The sequence below is a fragment of the Micromonospora sp. ALFpr18c genome (assembly GCF_008868155.1).
Taxonomy (GTDB): domain Bacteria; phylum Actinomycetota; class Actinomycetes; order Mycobacteriales; family Micromonosporaceae; genus Micromonospora.
On sequence record NZ_WBKR01000144.1, the window covers coordinates 1 to 16,700 of the forward strand.

Here is a 16,700-nt window from a genome sequence, read left to right on the forward strand (position 1 = left end):
CGTCCCGATGAGGGGTGTGAGCTTCTCCCACGTCACCACACCTGCTGCCGCTGCCACCCCTTCTCACGCAAACCCTTACGCTGCTCACGCCGCCCCTCCCGCAGGGCCTTTCTACCCGTATGGTCCCGCCGCCGGCGCCTATGGCCCTCCCGTCGGTTCTGCTCCTCCCGCCGCCGGCGCGTACGGCGCTCCCGCCGGCTATGGCCCTCCCGCCGGCGGCGCTTACAGTGTCCGCGCCGGCTATGGCCGTCCCGCCGGCGGCGCTTACAGTTATGGCGCTGGAACGTCCACCTATGGCGCTGGAGCGTCGACTTCTCGGCACTGAAGATCGCCGGTTGTCCATGTGCAAGGGCCTACGGCGGCGGCGAAGGTGAGCATGTTCGCCAGCGCCACGACGATGACCGCGACGCCGACCTGGATGGCGAGTACGACCCAGTCCCAACGCAGCACCTTCCCGGAAACCCCGCACCCGGCACCGAAGCCCGGGATCACCGGTCCTTGCGCAGCAGGACGGTCAGGGCCTCTCCGTCGGCCGTGCCGAAGGTGCCGTCGGTGGGATGTCCCAGCGCGGCGCCGAGGGTACGCACGTGCAGATCGACCACCGCCTCCACCAGGTCGGCCAGCACGGACACCGTGCTGCGACCCCGTCGCCAACCCACCACGCACAGCCCGAGGCCGAGGATCACCGCGGGCCACCACAGCAGACCGAGCGCCAGATACAGCAGCCCCCAGCCCACCCGTCGGGCGGCGGCGGCGAAGTCGGCCTGCGCGAGGGCAAGCGGGTCCCGGGTCTCCTCGGGCAGCAGCAACCACAGTCGGGGCCAGGCGGCGGCGAGGTCCAGGCCGTAGCGGGCACGCACCCGTACCGCCGTGGCGAGCATGCGGTCACCGATCCACGTCGGCCGGTCCGGTTCGGTCAACGCGATCCGGTCGCAGGCGCGGGCGAGCGCCTGGGTGTCCGGCAGCGGTCCGGCGGCGTCGCCGGATCGCAACCGCCGCGCCTTGTCCCGCAGGGCGGTCTCGTACCGGTCCATGGCGGCGTTCCACCGGCGCCGCCGCCGGCGGGTCACGGCATCGCCGACCCGACCCCAGTCCTGGGTCCAGAAGGCCACGACCAGGCGTTCCAGGCTCTGGGCGGCCATCGCGGCGACGACGCTGGCCAACACGACACCGAGCACGATCAGCAGCGCGGAACCGGTGCCCCGTGCCGGCGCCCCGAGGGCAAGCCGCTCCACCTCCTGCCGCAGCAGCCGCAGGTCCCACCAGTGGGCGTGCCCGAGCCGCACCGCCGCGGCGGCCACCGCCACGAACACCACCCCGGGCAGCGCCAGTCCGGCGAGCCACCGCTCGGCCAGTTTCCCGCCGAGCGAGGCGATGAGGGCGTTCACCGGTCCATCCGAAACGCCGGCAGCGGGCAGTCCCACACGGCGCAGCGCGGCGGCGGGCCGGCGTCCGGCCGCGGGATCTCCACCCGGTCGCACAGGTCGCCGGGGCACACCTGGACCACTTCCGGGCGGCGGCCGCGAACGCCAGCCAGCGGCAGGTAGCGGTGCCCCCGGGCGGGTGTGTCACCACCGACCAGCCCTCTGGCGCGCATCAACTCGGTCACCTCGGCGAGCACCACGTCCACGCCCTGGTCGGACAGCGAGGTGTCCCGCAGTCGCGTCAGGGCCTGGGCCGGCTCCGGCCCGAGCAGGTCACCCACCTGCGCGATGTCCGCGCAGATCCGGGCCAGCCGGGCCGCCCGGTCATCGTCGAGTCGCCTGTCCGGCACCGATTGACTCACCGGCCGATTATCTCCTGTCGATGTCGGCGCGCGACTGGCAGGCTGGGGAGCGTCGCGGACGGGGAGGTGCGCCGGTGAGTCGCTGTGCGAGGGAGACGGTCGAGCACTGGCGTCGTGCCGCGGCCGGGCAGCCGCGCGGCGACCGGCGATGGGCCGAGGCCCAGGTGGAGCTGGGGGCCGCGCTGCTCCGCAGGTACGGCGCGGACCACGCGCGGGAGGACCTGATCGAGGCCACCGTCGTGCTGGAGGCCGCGATCCGCACCATGGCCGACTCCTTTCTGGCTGAGGAGTTGGGTACGCCGCACGGCGTCCTCGCGCTGGCCACGTACACCGATGTGCTGCTGGCCAGAGCCCGGGTGGAGAACGAACCGCAGCTGCTGGACATCGCCGAGCGATATCTGCAGTTCGCCGACGACGCCTCGGCCGACCTCGCCACCAGCGCGTTGCTGAGGCTCAAGACCTGCCAGGTCTATCGGGTCCGGCACGACTTCGACGGCTCGGTCGACACGCTCTACCGGCTCACGGCCATCGCCAAGCTGGCCGAGCGGTGGATCAGCGAGGAGAATCGGCCCGCGTTGCGCGGCATCCACGCGGAGGCGCTGTTGCGTGCGTACCAGCTCACCGGGGTGGAGGACTACGTCGACGAGGCGTTGGAGCTGGTGTCCTCGGTGGACGCGACCGGGCCCAACCAGGACCAGATCGTCGTGCTGCGAGCACGTTGCCTGCTGGCCAGGGCGGCCGGGACCACCCACACCGCCGATGCCGAACGGGCCGTCGCCGTGCTGCGGGAACACACCCCGCAGAGCAACGCCCCGCGGTTCCTGACCGGGCAGACGTTGCTCACCCTGGTCGACCGCACCGGCCGCGTCGAGTTGCTCGGCCAGGCGTGGCAGGAGTTTGCCGCCGTGCTGAACACCGTGCCCGAGCGGCATCCGGACCATCGGACGGCGCTCGCCAGCCTCTCCACCGTCGGCATGAAGACGCACCAGCTGACCGGCGACATCTCCGCGCTGGAGACGGCTATCGGCCTGCTGCGCCGGGCGCTCGCGCTGTCCGTACGCGGCGAGGCCAACCACGCGTTGTACCTGGACCAGTTGGGCTACAGCCTTCGGTTGCTCTACGACGCCACCGGTGAGCCCGCCTACGTGGAGGAGGCGCTCGACCTGCTGCGCAGGGCGCTGGACGCCCTGCCCGCGCGCGATCCGCAGCGGGTCGAGACCGGGTTGTCCATCGCCCAGGCGTTGCGGGCGACCTACCTGCGTACCGGTGATCCGGCCCTGCTGACCGAGGCCGCCGAACGGGCGCTCGCCGCCGGCCGCACCGAGTCCGGCGCCGTGCCGGTCCGGATCCAGGCGTTCGACAAGGCGGCCTACTCGCTGACCGCGCTGAACCGGTGGGAGGAGGCGACGGATGCCTTCGACGAGGCCATCACGTTGCTGCCGCGGCTGGCCTCCCGCGGGCGTACCCGGCACGACCAGTACGCCGACCTCGGCTCGACGGTCGGGATGGCGGCGACCGCCGCCTCCTGCGCGATCGGCGCCGGGCAGCCGGAGCGGGCCCTGGAGCTGCTGGAGCGGGGCCGGGGCCTGCTGCTGCACCAACGGTTGACGGCGGACGGCGAGTGGGCGGCGCTCCAGCGTGCCGACGGGCGCCTGGCGGCCGACTTCCAACGGATGCGCCGGGACTTCGAGGCGCCCGTCCCCGAATCGCCCCGCCCCACCACCTTCGGCCGGGACCGGGAGACCGAGTGGAACGTGCTGCTGGCGACGATCCGGAAGCTGCCCGGCCTGGGCGACTTCCTGCGTCCGCCCAGCGCCCGGCAGCTGCTCGACCAGGTCGACGGGACCGTCATCGTGCCGATCGCGAGCGAGTTGCGGTGCGACGCGCTCATCCTGCGCCAGCACCGGGTGACGGTGCTGCCGCTGCCGGATCTGTCGCTGGCCGACGCGATGACGCAGCTGGGGTTACTCCAGGAGGCCACCACCACGGCCTACGATCCGGCGGCGGACGCGCGCAGCCGGCTGCGCGCCCAGTCGGAGCTCGGCGGCGTACTCGATTGGTTGTGGAATGCCCTCGTCGGGCCGGTGCTGGACCGGCTCGACGCGCCGGGGGCGGCCGGGGAGCTGCCGCGCGTCTGGTGGTGCCCGGTCGGCCCGCTGGCGTTCTTCCCCCTGCACGCCGCGCAGGCCGACGCCGGCCGGTCGGCCCTCGACCGGGTGGTCTCCTCCTACACCCCGACCGTGACCGCGCTCGCCCGCAAACGCACCGCAGCGCGGCCGTCCCGGCCGGACGCCCGGTCCTGCGTGGTGGCGATGCGCGCCACCCCCGGCGGCCCGGGGGCGTTGCCCAGCGCCGAACGTGAGGCCGAGTCGGCGGCGCGGGCGCTGCCCCAGCCGTGGCTCGGGCTGGACGCGACGGCCACCCGGCAACAGGTCCTGGACCGGTTGGCCGACTCGGCCTACGCGCACTTCGCCTGCCACGCGGTGGCCGAACCGCACGACCCGGCGCAGGGCCGGCTCCTCGTACACGATCATCAGGACAGCCCACTCACCGTGACCGACGTGTCCCAGCTGGACCTGGACGCGGAGTTCGCCTTCCTGTCGGCCTGCGCGACCGCCCAGGCCCCGTTGACGCTGGTCGACGAGTCGCTGCACATCACCGGCGCCTTCCAGCTCGCCGGGTTCCGGCATGTCATCGGCACCCTGTGGGAGGTCGACGACGCGGTCTCCCTCGCCCTGACCACCGCCTTCTACGCGCACGCCGACCCCACCGGGTCGGCGGCGTACGCGCTGCACTCGGCCGTGCGGGGGCTCCGGGACCGCTACCCGCTGGCGCCGACGCTGTGGGCGGCGCACATCCACACCGGCGGCTGAGCGGCACCCGTCGGTGTCAGCGGGTCCGCCGGACCAGCGCCCGGGCCTTCTCCGTGTCGGGATGAGTCGGGCCGTGCGCGCGTTCGCAGCCGGCCAGCGCGGCCCGCGCCTCCCGGCCCGCCCGCCGGTCGCCCGCCTCGACCAGCAGCAGGGCGAAGAGCGTCCGCATCTCCAGGGTCGCGGGATGGTCGACTCCTCGGCCCCGTTCACTGTCCGGCAGCGTATCGGCCAGCAACCGGATCGCCTCGTCCCGCCGGCCCACCCCAGCGAGGGCTCTGGCCAGGGAGTGCCGGGCGTGCAGGGACACCCCGTCGGTGGTGCTCAGGGCGCGCCCGGCGTCGTCGGCCAGCGACCGGGCCGCGTCGACCGCCTCGGCGGCCCGACCGGAGTCGAGCAGGACGACCAGCAGGTTGCTGTGGGCCTGCAACGACACCGGGTTGGTGGGGCCCAACGTCCTGGTCAACCGCCGGACCACGTCCCGCAGGGCACGCTCGGCCTGCTGGCTGTGGCCCTGCAGGTGCTGGATGCCGGCCAGTTTCATCTGGCAGGCCAGAGTGTCGGTGTCGTTCCTGCCCAGCGTCCGCGCCATGCCGTCGGCGACCCGCCGCAGCAGGGGCTCGGCCTCGTCGAGCCGACCCAGCTCGATCAGCAGCCAGCCGAGGTTGTTGCCGCTGCGCAGCGTCTCGGCGTCCGCGTCGCCCAGCACCCGACGCCGCGCCTCGTAGACGTCTCGTTGCACCCGTTGCGCCTCGGCGTGGGAGCCGCGCTGCCACAGCGCGAAGGCCAGGCTGTGCTTGCTGCGCAGGGTGTCCGGATGTTCGGACCCGAGCGCCGAGCTGCGCAACCCGACGACCACCTGATAGACGGCCACGGCCTCGTCGATGTCGTTGGTGCGCATCAACTCCTGCGCGTAGCGGGTCCCCGCCTCCAGCGTCCGCGCGTCGGTCGCGCCGTACTGGTCGTGGAAGGCGTGGTACTGCAACCCGAAGGCGGTCGGACCGCCGATCGTCGTGCTGACCGGGCGACGACCGCCCCCGGAGACGGTGATCTCGATAACCGGCCCCGGCGACGTCGATTCGCGCGGCGGCTCGTCGTCGCGTTTACGGCTGCGGTTGAACCATCTGCCCACTGCCCGCACCTCCTGCGCTGTCGACGACCTCACGGCCCGTCACGGACAGCAGACTACGCGTCAACGGCCATCAATGGGTGAGGCCGACCACCGTCCCACACCGGCCTGACCCTCGACGACTCAACCTGACCATCCAAGATCTCTGCCGCTGGTCGCCTGAGCCTTCGACCCGTGCAGGGTCGGAGGCTCAGGCGACGCGGCGACGACAGCCGGAGCCGCCCGACGCACATCATCGAGCCAGTGGTCGGGCGTCTCGGCGATCCGTTGTCGCCGGTCGGTCAGCTCGTCGACGCAGCGAGAGACTGCTCGACCGCGGCGGCGATTTCGGCAAGTGCGTCGTGGCGTGCGTACTCATCGCTGAGTTCACCGGCGCGTTTGCGGTACCGCGGGTCGTCGAGCACCGTTTCGACCGCCGACCTGATGGCTGCCTCGTCGGGACGTGACGTCGCCAGATTGATGGCTGCGCCGGCCCAGGCGACGCGGGCGGTGACCTCGGTCTTGTCCTCGCTCTGCCCGGCGAGCACAAGCGGGACGCCGTGCACGAGTGCCTGCTGCACCCCGCCATAGCCGCCGTTGTGCACGAGGAGGTCGACGTGCGGCAGCAGGAGGTCGAAGTCGATGAACGGGGTTGTCCGCGCGTTGTCCGGAACGTCGGAGAGGGCCGCGTCTCGCCCGGTCGCCACGACAACCAACACATCGAGGTCGGCCAGGGCTTTCATGGTCGGCTCGATCAGCTCACCGAAGTCGCGGTTCGCCTGCGTCCCCTGCGACACCGCGATCACCGGTCGTGCACTGTGGACGATGTCTTCCCACCACACCGGCGGTGGCCCGTGGTCACGCCGAGCCCCGATGGGCAGTGCGCCCACAAAGTGCAGACTTGCGGGCGCATCGCTACGGGGGTACTCAATTCCCTCGATGGAAAGCTGCAGGTACCGACCAGGAAGGGTCACCACGCCGTCGAGGATGAACGGCGGTGGATGTGCCGCGCCGAGGCCGCGTAGCACCTCGTCCACGCCGCGTTGGGTGTGTGGTAGCCCGCTGTCTCGAAAGACGCGGTTCAGTTCCTGGTTGCGCCGCCGGCCTCGCGGGGAGGTGTCCGGAGGCAGACCTGAACGAAACGGCGCCGTGTCGACGCTGGTCATGGTGATCGGCAGGACGCCGATCCCCAGTACGGGAACCCGCCTGGCCACCGGCGCCCCGAGCAGTGCCGGCCACATACCCATGAACATGGTCTCCTGCAGTACCACGACAGGCAGGCTTCCGGCCTTGGCTATCTCGTTCTGCATGGTGTGGTGCTGTGCCGCGAGGGTCTCGACGAAGACGTGGGACATGGCGAGGTCGAACGCCTCGTCCCGTGGCAGGGCGAGGAGTTCGGGGTGCCGTTGATGCAGGGTTCGGGAGTCGACGTCCGCCGCGCCAGAAAGCGGGGCGAAGTGGACGCCGTCGCGTTCGACGCCGTCGCGGTACGCGGAGCCGGTCACGAAGGTCACGTCGTGACCCCGTCGGACGAGGGCGGCGGCGATGGCCCGCATCGGAACGATGTGGCCGTAGGACGGGTGCGCGCCGACGATGACCTTACCCACTGGCCACGCTCCTATGATCGCCGGTCAGGGCACAGCGCATATTGATCAAAAGCAATTTCTTCATGGAGGTCGCCTCCTCGGTCAGCCAGCCTGCGGGATGCCGTTGGCCGGGGGTGCCGCGCGAGGAGTGTCGTACTCGGTCACGGGAGCGTCCGCCTCATCCGTCTGGTAGGTGGGGCCGAAATAGGCCTGCACTCCGTTGGTGACCCTGGTGAACCGCTCACCGCCGTATCCCGAGTGGTCGGTCGGCGAGTGCCGCAACGGCGCGAGGCCCGGCCCCTGGTAACCGCCCCGCTCGACCGCCTTGATCAGCGATTCGCGGGTGAGGTCCCGGCCGGCGGCGAGCAACTCCTGGACGAACAGATAACCGATCGACATGCCGAAGATCGCATTGCCATCCAACGGCGCACCACCGTTGTACTCCTTGTTGACCTTCGTGAAGAGCTGGATCCAGGGGTCGGCGGTCTCGGTGTAGAGCGGCAGGTAGTTGAGCCCGACGAGGCCTTCGGTGAGCTTCGCGTCAGCACCGAGCTGCTTGGCCAGCGTCTGGTAGTCGCCGCCGGTGTTGAACACCAGGAAGCTCGGAGTGAAGCTGAGCTGCTTGGCGACGCTGAGCGAGCGGGCGGTGAAGCCCGGGATGGTGGCGAGCACCACCACCTGGCAGCCTTCCTGCTTGAAGCTGCTGATCTGCGGCTCGACGTTGGTGTTGCTCGTGACGTACGTCCGTTTGACGGCCACCGCGCCGAGGACCTTTTCCAGCCCGGCGAGACCGTCGCGGCCGAAATCGTCCTCCTGGCCGAGGAAACACACCTTCTGCCCCTGGTACTGGGACTTGATGTGGGCGCCGAGCACCTTGCCCTCCACGACGTAGTCGGGTTGGAAGGCGAAGGTGTTCGGATACTTGGTGGGCTGATCCCAGTTGCGGGTGCCGGAGGCGGGGAACAGGTCCGGTACGCGGTTGCTGTTGAGGAAGTCCAACACCGAGGTGTGGGTCGGGGTGCCCAGTCCATTGAGGATGGCGAACACCCGGTCCTGCAGGACCAGTTGCCGCACCACCTGCTGCGTGTTCGCGGGGTTGTAGCCGTCATCCTTGATCTTGTAGGTGATTTTGCGACCGTGCACGCCACCCTGCGCGTTGACGTAGTCGAAGTACGCGCGAGTGGCGGGGGCAATCGTGGAATAGCCAGCCGCGGCCGGACCGGTCAACGGGGTGTGCGTGCCGACCACCACCTCGGTGTCGGTCACCCCGGGCACCGCGGCGGACCCACCTGATCCGTCCGCGCCACAGGCAGCCGTCCCCACCAGGATCAGCGCTGCTGCGGCCGCAGCCGACACCCGCCTGACAGTCAACATGATCAACCTCTTTCTCCGTCCGTCGCCGGCCGGTGCTCGCATTAATAGCGATGGTGTTAGGGGGTCTCCGCCCCGGGGTTGGGCCGTCGTGCGCGCCACCGGTCGGCCGCGGCCCGCACGACGCGTCGTTGCAGCCCGCTTACTCCGGTGGGCGCGACGGCCATGACCGTGATGAGCATCAGTCCGAACGCCGCCGTCGGCAGGTTGCCCTCCCAGCGCTGCGCCTCGCCGGGTGGGAACGAGAACAGTCCCGTGACCGACTGGGCGAGGTCGGGCAGGGCAACCAGGAGCAGCGCTCCCCAGATCGCACCCGTCAGGCTGTCCAGGCCACCGATCACGACCGCCATGAGCAGGAACACGGAGAGCGTGAGCGGGTACGAGCCGGGCGAGGCGACCTGCGTCAGGACCGCCAACAGAGCACCACCGAGGGCGGCGCATCCGGCGCTGACGGTGAACGTGACGACGCGGGTACGGGCCACGTCGATCCCACTCAGGCTGGCCGCGACCTCGTGGTCTCGTACGGCCCGCATGTCGCGGCCCAGACGGCTGTGGACGAGATTGGTGAGCAGCAGAATGGTGGGGAGGGTGATCGTCCAGGCCAGCCAGACCTGCCAACGCTCGTACGGGAATGTCGCACCGAGGGCGAGTGGCGGCTGGGCGGCCTGCACCGGCAACCCCTGCTCACCACCGAAGAGGGCGTCGAAGGTGGTCGCCAACGACGGGACGATCACCGCCACGCCAAGCGTGAGTCCGGCGAGGTGTGGCCCCTGCAACCGGGCGGCGGCGAGCCCGATCACGGCACCGGCGGCGACGCCGACCGCTAGCGCGCCGAGCAGCGTCACCACCAGGATCCAACCGGCGGCCAGCCGACGTCCGCCGAACGCATCCTGGATCAGCGCCACGCTGTACGCGCCGCTGGCCATCAGCGCTCCGTGACCGAGGGAGAGTTGACCGTTGAGCCCGGTGAGGACGGTGAGGCCGGCGGTGGCGCAGAGATAGGCGGCGATGGTGGCGAACTGGAAATTGCGGAACGGATCCAGAACCTGACTGGCGATGAGCACCAGCAGAGCGGCCAGCGCCGTGAGCAGGACGCGACGCAGTGGGCTCGTTCGAAGGAGCATGTTCATACCCGCCTCACCTTGGCCCTGGTGATCAGCCCTTCCGGCCTGACGAGCAGCACCGCCAGCAGCAGGAGCAGGGTGGCCAGCGGGCTGAGGTCACCACCGAGATATCCCGAGACGTACGACAGCGTCAGACCGACGGCCAGCCCGCCGACGACCACGCCGGGTGGGCTGTCCAGCCCACCGATGACCGCCGCGGTGAACGAGGCGACGAAGACCAGGTCCATGGCGTGCGGATGGAGCGCCAGCTCGGTTGGAACGACAAGCATGCCGGCGATGGCGCCCAGGCCCGCGGCCAGCGCCCAGCCGAGGGTGAGCATCCCGCCGACGTTGACACCGAGCAGCCGCGACACCTCGGGGGCGAACGCGCCGGCCCGCATCCGCAACCCGACCGGCGTACGGCCGAACAGCCAGGCGAGCGCCGCGACGGCGGCGGCCACCGTACCGATGACGAACAGATCGAACGGCGAGAGCAGCACGAACTCACCGACGGTGATCGCCGTACGGTCAAACGGGGCGGGTGTCGGCAGGTACTCGTTGCCGTAGGCGATGCCGAGCACCGCTTGGATGATGAGCACCAACCCGAGCGCGATGATCACGGAGTTCAGGTGCGACGCCGTCCCGGCGGCCAGGCGCATCACGCAGAAGTCCACCGCCGCGCCCAGAACGAGCCCCGATGCCACGGCCGCGCCGAATCCGGCCCAGTACGAACCGGTCGCCGCGGTCACGCTGTGCGCGACGTAGACGCAGGCCACCGCCATCGCGCCCTGGGCGAAGTTGACGACTCGGGCGGCCCGCCAGATCAGGACGAGCGCCAGCGCGAAGGCCGCGTAGGCCGTCCCTCTCGCGAGGCCGTCCAATGTCAGAAACACGAACCGTTCCAACAACATCCCTTTCCGGGCCGGGTGCGCGAAGCGTCGGCGGGTCAGAACCCGAGGTAGAGCTGACGAAGGTGCGGGTTGTCACGCAGGTCTTTCGCGGGGGCCGTGAAGACCAGTTGCCCCTGCGACATGACGATGCCCCGGTCGGCGACCGACAGCGCACCGCGCAGGCTCTGTTCAGCCAGTAGTACAGCCACGGCGGACTCGTCGCGAAGCCGACGCAGGAGGGCCATGGTCTGTGCGACGGCCTTTGGCGCCAGGCCGAGTGACGGTTCGTCGAGGAGTAGGAGCCGGGGCCGACCAACGAGCGCTCGTCCCAGGGCCAGCATTTGACGCTCGCCGCCGGAGAGCTGATGCCCCGCGTGTCGCCGCCGCAGGGCCAGTGGCTCGAACATCTCGTAGACCTCGGCAACAGCCCGGCGGGCGTCGGCGCGGTCCCGGCGCCACAGGCCGCCGAGGCGGAGGTTTTCGTCGACGGTCAGCTCGGCGACCACGCCGTGGCCCTGTGGGACGTGCGCGAGGCCGTGCCGGACGCGCCGCTCGACCGGCACCTCCCGCAGGTCCACGTCGTCGAAGCGCAGCTCACCGGCGGCGGGGCGGATCAGGCCCGACAGCGCGCGCATCAGGGTGGTCTTGCCGGCGCCGTTGGCGCCGACGACGGCGGTGATGCTGCCCGGTTCGACATCGAAGCTGACGGAGCGCAGAACGGGCGCGGCATTACCGTAGCCGGCCACGAGGTCCCGCACGGTCAACAGGGGTGCGGCGCTCATGCGGCTGCTTCGACGGTGGTGCCCAGGTAAGCCTCGGCGACTCTCGGATCGTCGCCCACCTGATCGGGTGTGCCGGTGATGAGCACTCGACCGAAGTTGAGGACGACGACCTCGTCGCACACTCCCATCACCAGATCCATGTGGTGTTCCACGAGGAGGACGGAGCAGGGATGGTCGGCTCGTCGCGGCAGGTCTTGGATCAGCGTGCTGAGCTTGTCGATGTCTTCGGGGCCGAGTCCGCCGGCCGGCTCGTCGAGTAGCAGCAGTCGTGGACGTGCCGCCAGCGCCCGGGCCAGTGCCACCCGCTGACGAATGGCGTAGGGCAGCGACGGCGGCGATGCGTCGGCGAACCCGCTGAGGCCGAGTTCGTCCAAAACCTCCCGCGCGTGATCGCGTAGTCGCCGCTCGTCGCGCCCACTCCTGGGCAGCCCGAACAGAGCGGAGGCGAAGCCCGCACGAGCCCGGTTCGTCGCGCCGGCCATGACGTTCTCCAGCACGCTGAGCCCGTCGAAGAGGCCAACGTCCTGCAGGGTGCGGGCGACACCGAGCCGGGTGAGCTGGTGTGGGCGCAGCCGTCGAAGGGCGCGCCCGTCCATGAGCAGCCGCCCGGTGTCGGGCCGCAGCAGCCCACAGATGACGTTGAACAGCGTGCTCTTTCCCGCGCCGTTCGGACCGATGACGCCGACCACCTGCCCGGGAGGCACCCGCAGCGACACGTCACTCAGCGCGGTGAGGCCGCCGAAGCGGAGACCAACACCTTCGAGCATCAGGCCCGACGAGTCCATCTTCCACTCCATTGCCAACTGGGAAGCGGCCGTCCTGCATCGCGGCTCCGGACCAGTCCACAATAGACAGACTGAATTGACTGACTCTGGAGGACCACTGGATCGATCCTGAGCTGCGGCATCGTCGAGGTGGCCGGGGTCACTGGCCTGCCCGGCGAAGCCGCCTTGACCACCCGGCCAGGTCGACGGCGACAGCTTAAAGAAGATTTAAGAGAAAATGATTCCAAAAATTGTTATCCGTAGCCCCTACGTCGGCCGCCAGCGGATACGCGGCGCTGCCCTCTTGAATCTTCTTCCGCACGTTGATGCCGATACGCTGACCGCTCATACTCTTTTCGGCATCAGCCCTATCCTCGACCCGAAGGAAATACTGGTAATGCGGACTACCGCTGCGCACGTCGCACCGCCGGACCCGGCGCTCAAGCGTCGTCGCCTCACACGCATCACGCTCGCCTCCACCGTCGCCGTCGCCCTCGCCGGCAGTGGCATCTACATCGCCGGCGCCCAGGCCGAAGAGACCGCCGTGCCCGGCCGAGTCCAGGCGGAGGAGTTCGCGGCGCAGTTCGGGGCGCAAACCGAGGGCACCGGCGACACCGGCGGCGGCAGGAACGTCGGCTGGCTGGCCAACGGCGACTGGCTGCGGTACGACGGCGTGTCGATCACCGGCACCGACCTGACGGCCCGGGTCGCCGCGCACAACACCGACGGCGGCACCGTCGAGCTGCGCCTCGGCGCGCAGTCCGGCACGCTGCTGGCCAGCTTCCCGATCGCCGGCACCGGCGGTTGGCAGAAGTGGACGACCGTCACCGCGAAGGTGTCCACGGTTCCGGCCGGCGCGCAGACGGTCTTCGCTGTCATGCGGAGCACGTCCCGGTCGGACTTCGTCAACCTGAACTGGTTCACGTTCGGCCCTGCGGCCGGCACGACGCCGAGCGCTTCGCCGACGCCGAGTCCCGCCGCGTCGACGCCGACGCCCGCGCCGGCCACCCCGGGCACGCCCACCACGCCGGGCACGCCCAACACGCCGGGCACGCCGGCCGCGGGCTGGGTGCCCGTGGACCAGGCCCGGTGGGCCAAGGAACTGGCCGCCTTCAACGCGATCAGGCCGAAGGCGGTGCCGCCGGGAACCACCCGCGTTCCCGAGTTCCACACCGACTGCGAGGTCGCCAACTCCGCTCCGGACGACCCGATCGTCGTACCCGGCCTGCCGGGCGCCTCGCACATGCACACCTTCTTCGGCCCGAAGATCGACGCCTTCACCACTACGGACAAGCTGCTCTCCGCGAAGACCACCTGCAACGCCCCGGGCGACCTGAGCGCGTACTGGACCCCGGAGTTGCGCAAGGACGGCAAGGCTGTTCCGATCAAGAGCTTCCGCGTCTACTACGGCTCGCGGGTCAAGGATCCGTCCACCGTGAAGCCCTTTCCGCCGGGCCTGCGGATGGTCGAGGGTGACGCCAAGCGGCAGGTCGACACTCCGAAGAACGGCGGCGGCAACCAATTCTGGTGCGCCGGCAGCGCCGAAACCGGACGCAGCGCAGACGGCAACTGGCCGGTCTGCGCCCCGGGCGGCAACCTGATCTTCCAGCTCGTGTTCAAGGACTGCTGGGACGGCAAGAACATCGACTCGCCCGACCACAAGTCGCACATGGGCGACCCGGTCAACGGCGTCTGCACCGGCAAGTACCCGGTGGCCGTGCCGGACCTCTCCTTCATGGTCAACTACCAGTCGCTGGGCGGTACCGGGCTCAGCCTCGCCTCCGGCAAGGCGTCCTCCATGCATGGTGACTTCATGAACGCCTGGGATCCGGCACACCTCGGCGGCCTGGTGAAGTCCTGCCTCAACCAGAACGCCAAGTGTGGCACCGAGGTGACCTTCGCCGGCGGCTGACCTGCGAACCCGCACCGACGGACGGCCCTCACGCCGTTCAGTCGGGCACCATCGCCGTCGCGGCGGGACCCATCCGGGTCCCGCCGCGACGGCGTGGTCCGGCCCGGCGTCAGGCGGTTTTCATACCCCGCGTCGCCAGCTCGCTGAGCGACGCGCTGCCGTTACCGCCGAGCGCGGCTCGCGCCACCGCCGGTTTGCGCAGCTCGAACACCTCGATGAGGATCGTCGGCGTCTCGGACCGGCGGCGGATCCCGTCGACCTCCTGCCGGTCAGGGTTGAACGGCAACGTCCGCCACTGGTTCGCGGTCTCCTGCCAGTCGGACGAGGTGGCCGCGACCAGGCCGTCGAGCATGCTCTCGTAGTTCTCCGGGCTGATCGGGCGACCCAGCCCGTACCGCTCACGCAGCGCGAGGATCTCGGCCGACGGATCTCCGGAGTAGCTGTCGTTGATGCCCAGCCACCAGTGGGCGAAGTAGCTGCCCTGGTAACCCTGGGCCAGGTAGCGCGACCCGTCGTGGTGCACCTCGACGACGAAGTTGTGCACCTGCGGGAACTGGCAGTCGAGCAGCAGGACGGTCGCGGGGCTGGCGGGCTTGACGAGTAACGCCTTCTTGAGCACGTCGCCGTTGCCGGCCCGGTAGGTCTCGCCCGACAGGCGGACGGGCTCGCCGCCCTTGTCGCGCAACTGCTCGCGGATCTGGAACGCCGCCATTCCGCAGTTCGCCCACCTGCGGCTCTCGTCGCGCAGGGCGATCTGCGGGTCGCCGGTCCGCCCCGTACTCGCCAACGCCACGTTGAGTTTCGTCAGGTCGTCGCCGCCGACAGGCTCGTCACGCTGCCGCTGGCTGTCGTCGGTGGCGAGGGCCTTGTCGTTGCGCGCGAAGCGGGTCGCGGCAGTGACGGCCTCGGCCCAGGTCCCGAAGCTTCGATGCGGCAGCAGGATGCTCGCCGACCAGTTCACCAACGCCCCGACGACCTCGAGCTTGAGGTCGCCGGGCAGGAGCGCCTTGATCCGGCTCACGATGTCGTCGGACGCCTTCTCGTCGGTCTCCAGGTTGGGAATTTGCCCGTTCGGTGGGTAGGTGTCCCGCTCCTCGGCGATGATCAGCATCCGAAACCTCCACTGTGTACGGCCGCCCGCACGGCGAGCCGTACTCCAGATTGAACCGTGGGTGAGGAAGCAGACACGCAACGTCGGTCTTCCGTCCCGGATCAAGTGTTGTCGCCAACCGGGTTGACACTGCCCCCCGTCAAAGGGTCACCGTCTTCGACCAGCGGCGCCGGGCAGCGAGTGGAGCCGTGACCATGCCCGCATCTCACGTTCGCGGAAACCCGCCCCGATAGGCTGACGGGCCTCTCACCCGTGACCGAGGGGACGTACATGGCCCGCCCCTACCGCCCCGGACCGAAGCAGTTCGTCTTCACCGCCGGCGACGGCACCACGCACCAGGTCTCGGTGGGCGACCCGCAGGAGGCCTACGTGGCGTTCTCCGCGTTCCTCCGGGGCCGAGAGTCCGACACCTACACGATCACGGACGAAGCGGCGCGGCAGAGTCTGGTGCTGATGCCCCGCCTGGGGGTGATCTCCCGGATCGAGGAGGCGGACCCGCCCCGGTCGGCACACCTGAGGGTCGATCGGGCCAACCGCTACCTGCCGGGCGCCATGCTGTTCTTCGAGAACGGCTATCGCGGCCTCGACCACTTCGGCCAGTGGTTCGCCGACCCAGCCGACCTCGACGGCTCACCGGAGACCCGCGGTGCCGCCCGCGCCGCCACCATCACGACGGAGGCGGCGGCGATCGAAGAGGTAGCCCGGATCTGGGCAGCCTCGGGCTACGTCGACCCCAGCGACCAGTACTACGTCTTCTTCGACTCGCACGACGTCGACGACGACCGCGCCGAACGCGCCACCCTGCTCCCGCTGATCGAACTCCTCGGCCTCGAACGGGTCGACGCCCCGGCCGACGCCGCCGGAGGCGAGGTCTGGGTGCGCACCGACCCCCGCCTCGCTGCCGAATGTGCCCGCTGGTCGTGAGCGTCAGCGGGTGAGCCCGACCAGCGTCGCCAGTCGCGCCACGCCGGCCGGCGCCGGCTGCGCGCAGGCACAATCGGCGATGAGAGTACGCGCCAGCGGCCGTCCCCGAACCTCAGCCGGCGCGACACTGTCCGCGTCGACCAACGCGCGCGCCGCCCCGCGCAGGTCACCGGCGTGCAGGTAGATCCGCGCGACATCGAGCAGGTAGGCACCCCGATACTCGGCCGGCAACCGCCGCCACGCCTCCCGCCGCACGATGCCCACATGCCGTGTCAGTGCGCCGTCGGTGTCACCCCGCTGTGCGGCGAGGAGCACCCGGGCCATCTCCACGACCACCGCCCCGAAGCTGGTGCAGTGCGTGTCGTCGTACCCCCGCAGGTCGGCGGCGACGCCCGCGGCCCGGTCGATCAGCTCGGTGGCGCGGCGGTGCTCGCCGCAGCCGGCGGCGGCGAGAGCGGCCTGCACCAGCAGCGTCCCCCCCACCGCCCACTCC

The 16,700-nt window shown here is 70.5% G+C and carries 13 protein-coding genes and 1 pseudogene; 3 read left to right on the top strand and 11 right to left on the bottom strand.

What is annotated here, in order from left to right:
* Positions 1-488: 488 nt before the first annotated feature.
* Positions 489-1,388 carry a hypothetical protein gene (locus F8271_RS22370; protein WP_151491783.1) on the bottom strand — a complete coding sequence of 300 codons (900 nt, stop codon included), beginning with the start codon at positions 1,386-1,388 and terminating at the stop codon, positions 489-491.
* The gene (locus F8271_RS22375; RefSeq protein WP_151491784.1) at positions 1,385-1,786 is read right to left on the bottom strand and encodes a hypothetical protein; all 402 of its coding nucleotides are present in this window, start codon (positions 1,784-1,786) and stop codon (positions 1,385-1,387) included. Before F8271_RS22375 ends, F8271_RS22370 begins: the two co-directional genes overlap by 4 nt.
* 74 nt (positions 1,787-1,860) lie before the next feature.
* On the opposite strand from F8271_RS22375, the gene F8271_RS22380 reads away from it, so the two are divergent.
* Positions 1,861-4,659 (top strand): CHAT domain-containing protein, encoded by a 2,799-nt coding sequence (locus tag F8271_RS22380; RefSeq protein WP_151491785.1) that lies wholly within the window; start codon positions 1,861-1,863, stop codon positions 4,657-4,659.
* Between the two features lie 16 nt (positions 4,660-4,675).
* Here F8271_RS22380 and F8271_RS22385 read toward each other — a convergent pair whose 3' ends face one another.
* From F8271_RS22385 to F8271_RS22415, 7 genes are all read right to left on the bottom strand, one after another.
* Positions 4,676-5,788, bottom strand: coding sequence for a tetratricopeptide repeat protein (locus F8271_RS22385; RefSeq protein ID WP_151491786.1), 1,113 nt, complete (start codon positions 5,786-5,788; stop codon positions 4,676-4,678).
* Positions 5,789-6,066: 278 nt separating this feature from the next.
* Positions 6,067-7,371 (bottom strand): glycosyltransferase, encoded by a 1,305-nt coding sequence (locus tag F8271_RS22390; RefSeq protein WP_151491787.1) that lies wholly within the window; start codon positions 7,369-7,371, stop codon positions 6,067-6,069.
* 81 nt (positions 7,372-7,452) lie between these two features.
* Positions 7,453-8,724, bottom strand: coding sequence for an ABC transporter substrate-binding protein (locus F8271_RS22395; RefSeq protein ID WP_151491788.1), 1,272 nt, complete (start codon positions 8,722-8,724; stop codon positions 7,453-7,455).
* 56 nt (positions 8,725-8,780) lie between these two features.
* A complete protein-coding gene (locus tag F8271_RS22400; RefSeq protein WP_151491789.1) occupies positions 8,781-9,851 on the bottom strand; it encodes a branched-chain amino acid ABC transporter permease in 1,071 nt (356 codons plus the stop codon).
* Entirely contained in the window at positions 9,848-10,729 is an 882-nt protein-coding gene (locus F8271_RS22405) for a branched-chain amino acid ABC transporter permease (RefSeq protein ID WP_151491790.1), read from the bottom strand. Before F8271_RS22405 ends, F8271_RS22400 begins: the two co-directional genes overlap by 4 nt.
* Positions 10,730-10,770: 41 nt before the next feature.
* A complete protein-coding gene (locus F8271_RS22410; RefSeq protein WP_151491791.1) occupies positions 10,771-11,496 on the bottom strand; it encodes an ABC transporter ATP-binding protein in 726 nt (241 codons plus the stop codon).
* Entirely contained in the window at positions 11,493-12,281 is a 789-nt protein-coding gene (locus F8271_RS22415; RefSeq protein ID WP_151491792.1) for an ABC transporter ATP-binding protein, read from the bottom strand. The genes F8271_RS22410 and F8271_RS22415 overlap by 4 nt, the downstream gene beginning before the upstream one ends.
* Before the next feature lie 376 nt (positions 12,282-12,657).
* Between F8271_RS22415 and F8271_RS22420 the strand changes: the two genes are divergently transcribed.
* Positions 12,658-14,172 (top strand): DUF1996 domain-containing protein, encoded by a 1,515-nt coding sequence (locus F8271_RS22420; RefSeq protein ID WP_151491793.1) that lies wholly within the window; start codon positions 12,658-12,660, stop codon positions 14,170-14,172.
* A 109-nt stretch (positions 14,173-14,281) separates the two neighbouring features.
* Here the strand turns inward: F8271_RS22420 and F8271_RS22425 are convergent, their stop codons facing one another.
* Positions 14,282-15,283 (bottom strand): hypothetical protein, encoded by a 1,002-nt coding sequence (locus tag F8271_RS22425; RefSeq protein ID WP_151491794.1) that lies wholly within the window; start codon positions 15,281-15,283, stop codon positions 14,282-14,284.
* 252 nt (positions 15,284-15,535) lie between these two features.
* Between F8271_RS22425 and F8271_RS22430 the strand changes: the two genes are divergently transcribed.
* A complete protein-coding gene (locus tag F8271_RS22430; protein WP_225854696.1) occupies positions 15,536-16,207 on the top strand; it encodes a hypothetical protein in 672 nt (223 codons plus the stop codon).
* A gap of 3 nt (positions 16,208-16,210) precedes the next feature.
* On the opposite strand, the pseudogene F8271_RS22435 reads toward F8271_RS22430, so the two are convergent.
* Positions 16,211-16,700, bottom strand: a pseudogene (locus F8271_RS22435) (XRE family transcriptional regulator); the annotation flags it as partial.

Excerpts from the sequence above, each read along its gene's own strand:
- F8271_RS22395 (WP_151491788.1), bottom strand. The coding sequence starts at position 8,724 with ATGTTGACTGTCAGGCGGGTGTCGGCTGCGGCCGCAGCAGCGCTGATC.
- F8271_RS22400 (WP_151491789.1), bottom strand. The coding sequence starts at position 9,851 with ATGAACATGCTCCTTCGAACGAGCCCACTGCGTCGCGTCCTGCTCACG.
- F8271_RS22410 (WP_151491791.1), bottom strand. The coding sequence starts at position 11,496 with ATGAGCGCCGCACCCCTGTTGACCGTGCGGGACCTCGTGGCCGGCTAC.
- F8271_RS22415 (WP_151491792.1), bottom strand. The coding sequence starts at position 12,281 with ATGGACTCGTCGGGCCTGATGCTCGAAGGTGTTGGTCTCCGCTTCGGC.
- F8271_RS22420 (WP_151491793.1), top strand. The coding sequence starts at position 12,658 with ATGCGGACTACCGCTGCGCACGTCGCACCGCCGGACCCGGCGCTCAAG.
- F8271_RS22425 (WP_151491794.1), bottom strand. The coding sequence starts at position 15,283 with ATGCTGATCATCGCCGAGGAGCGGGACACCTACCCACCGAACGGGCAA.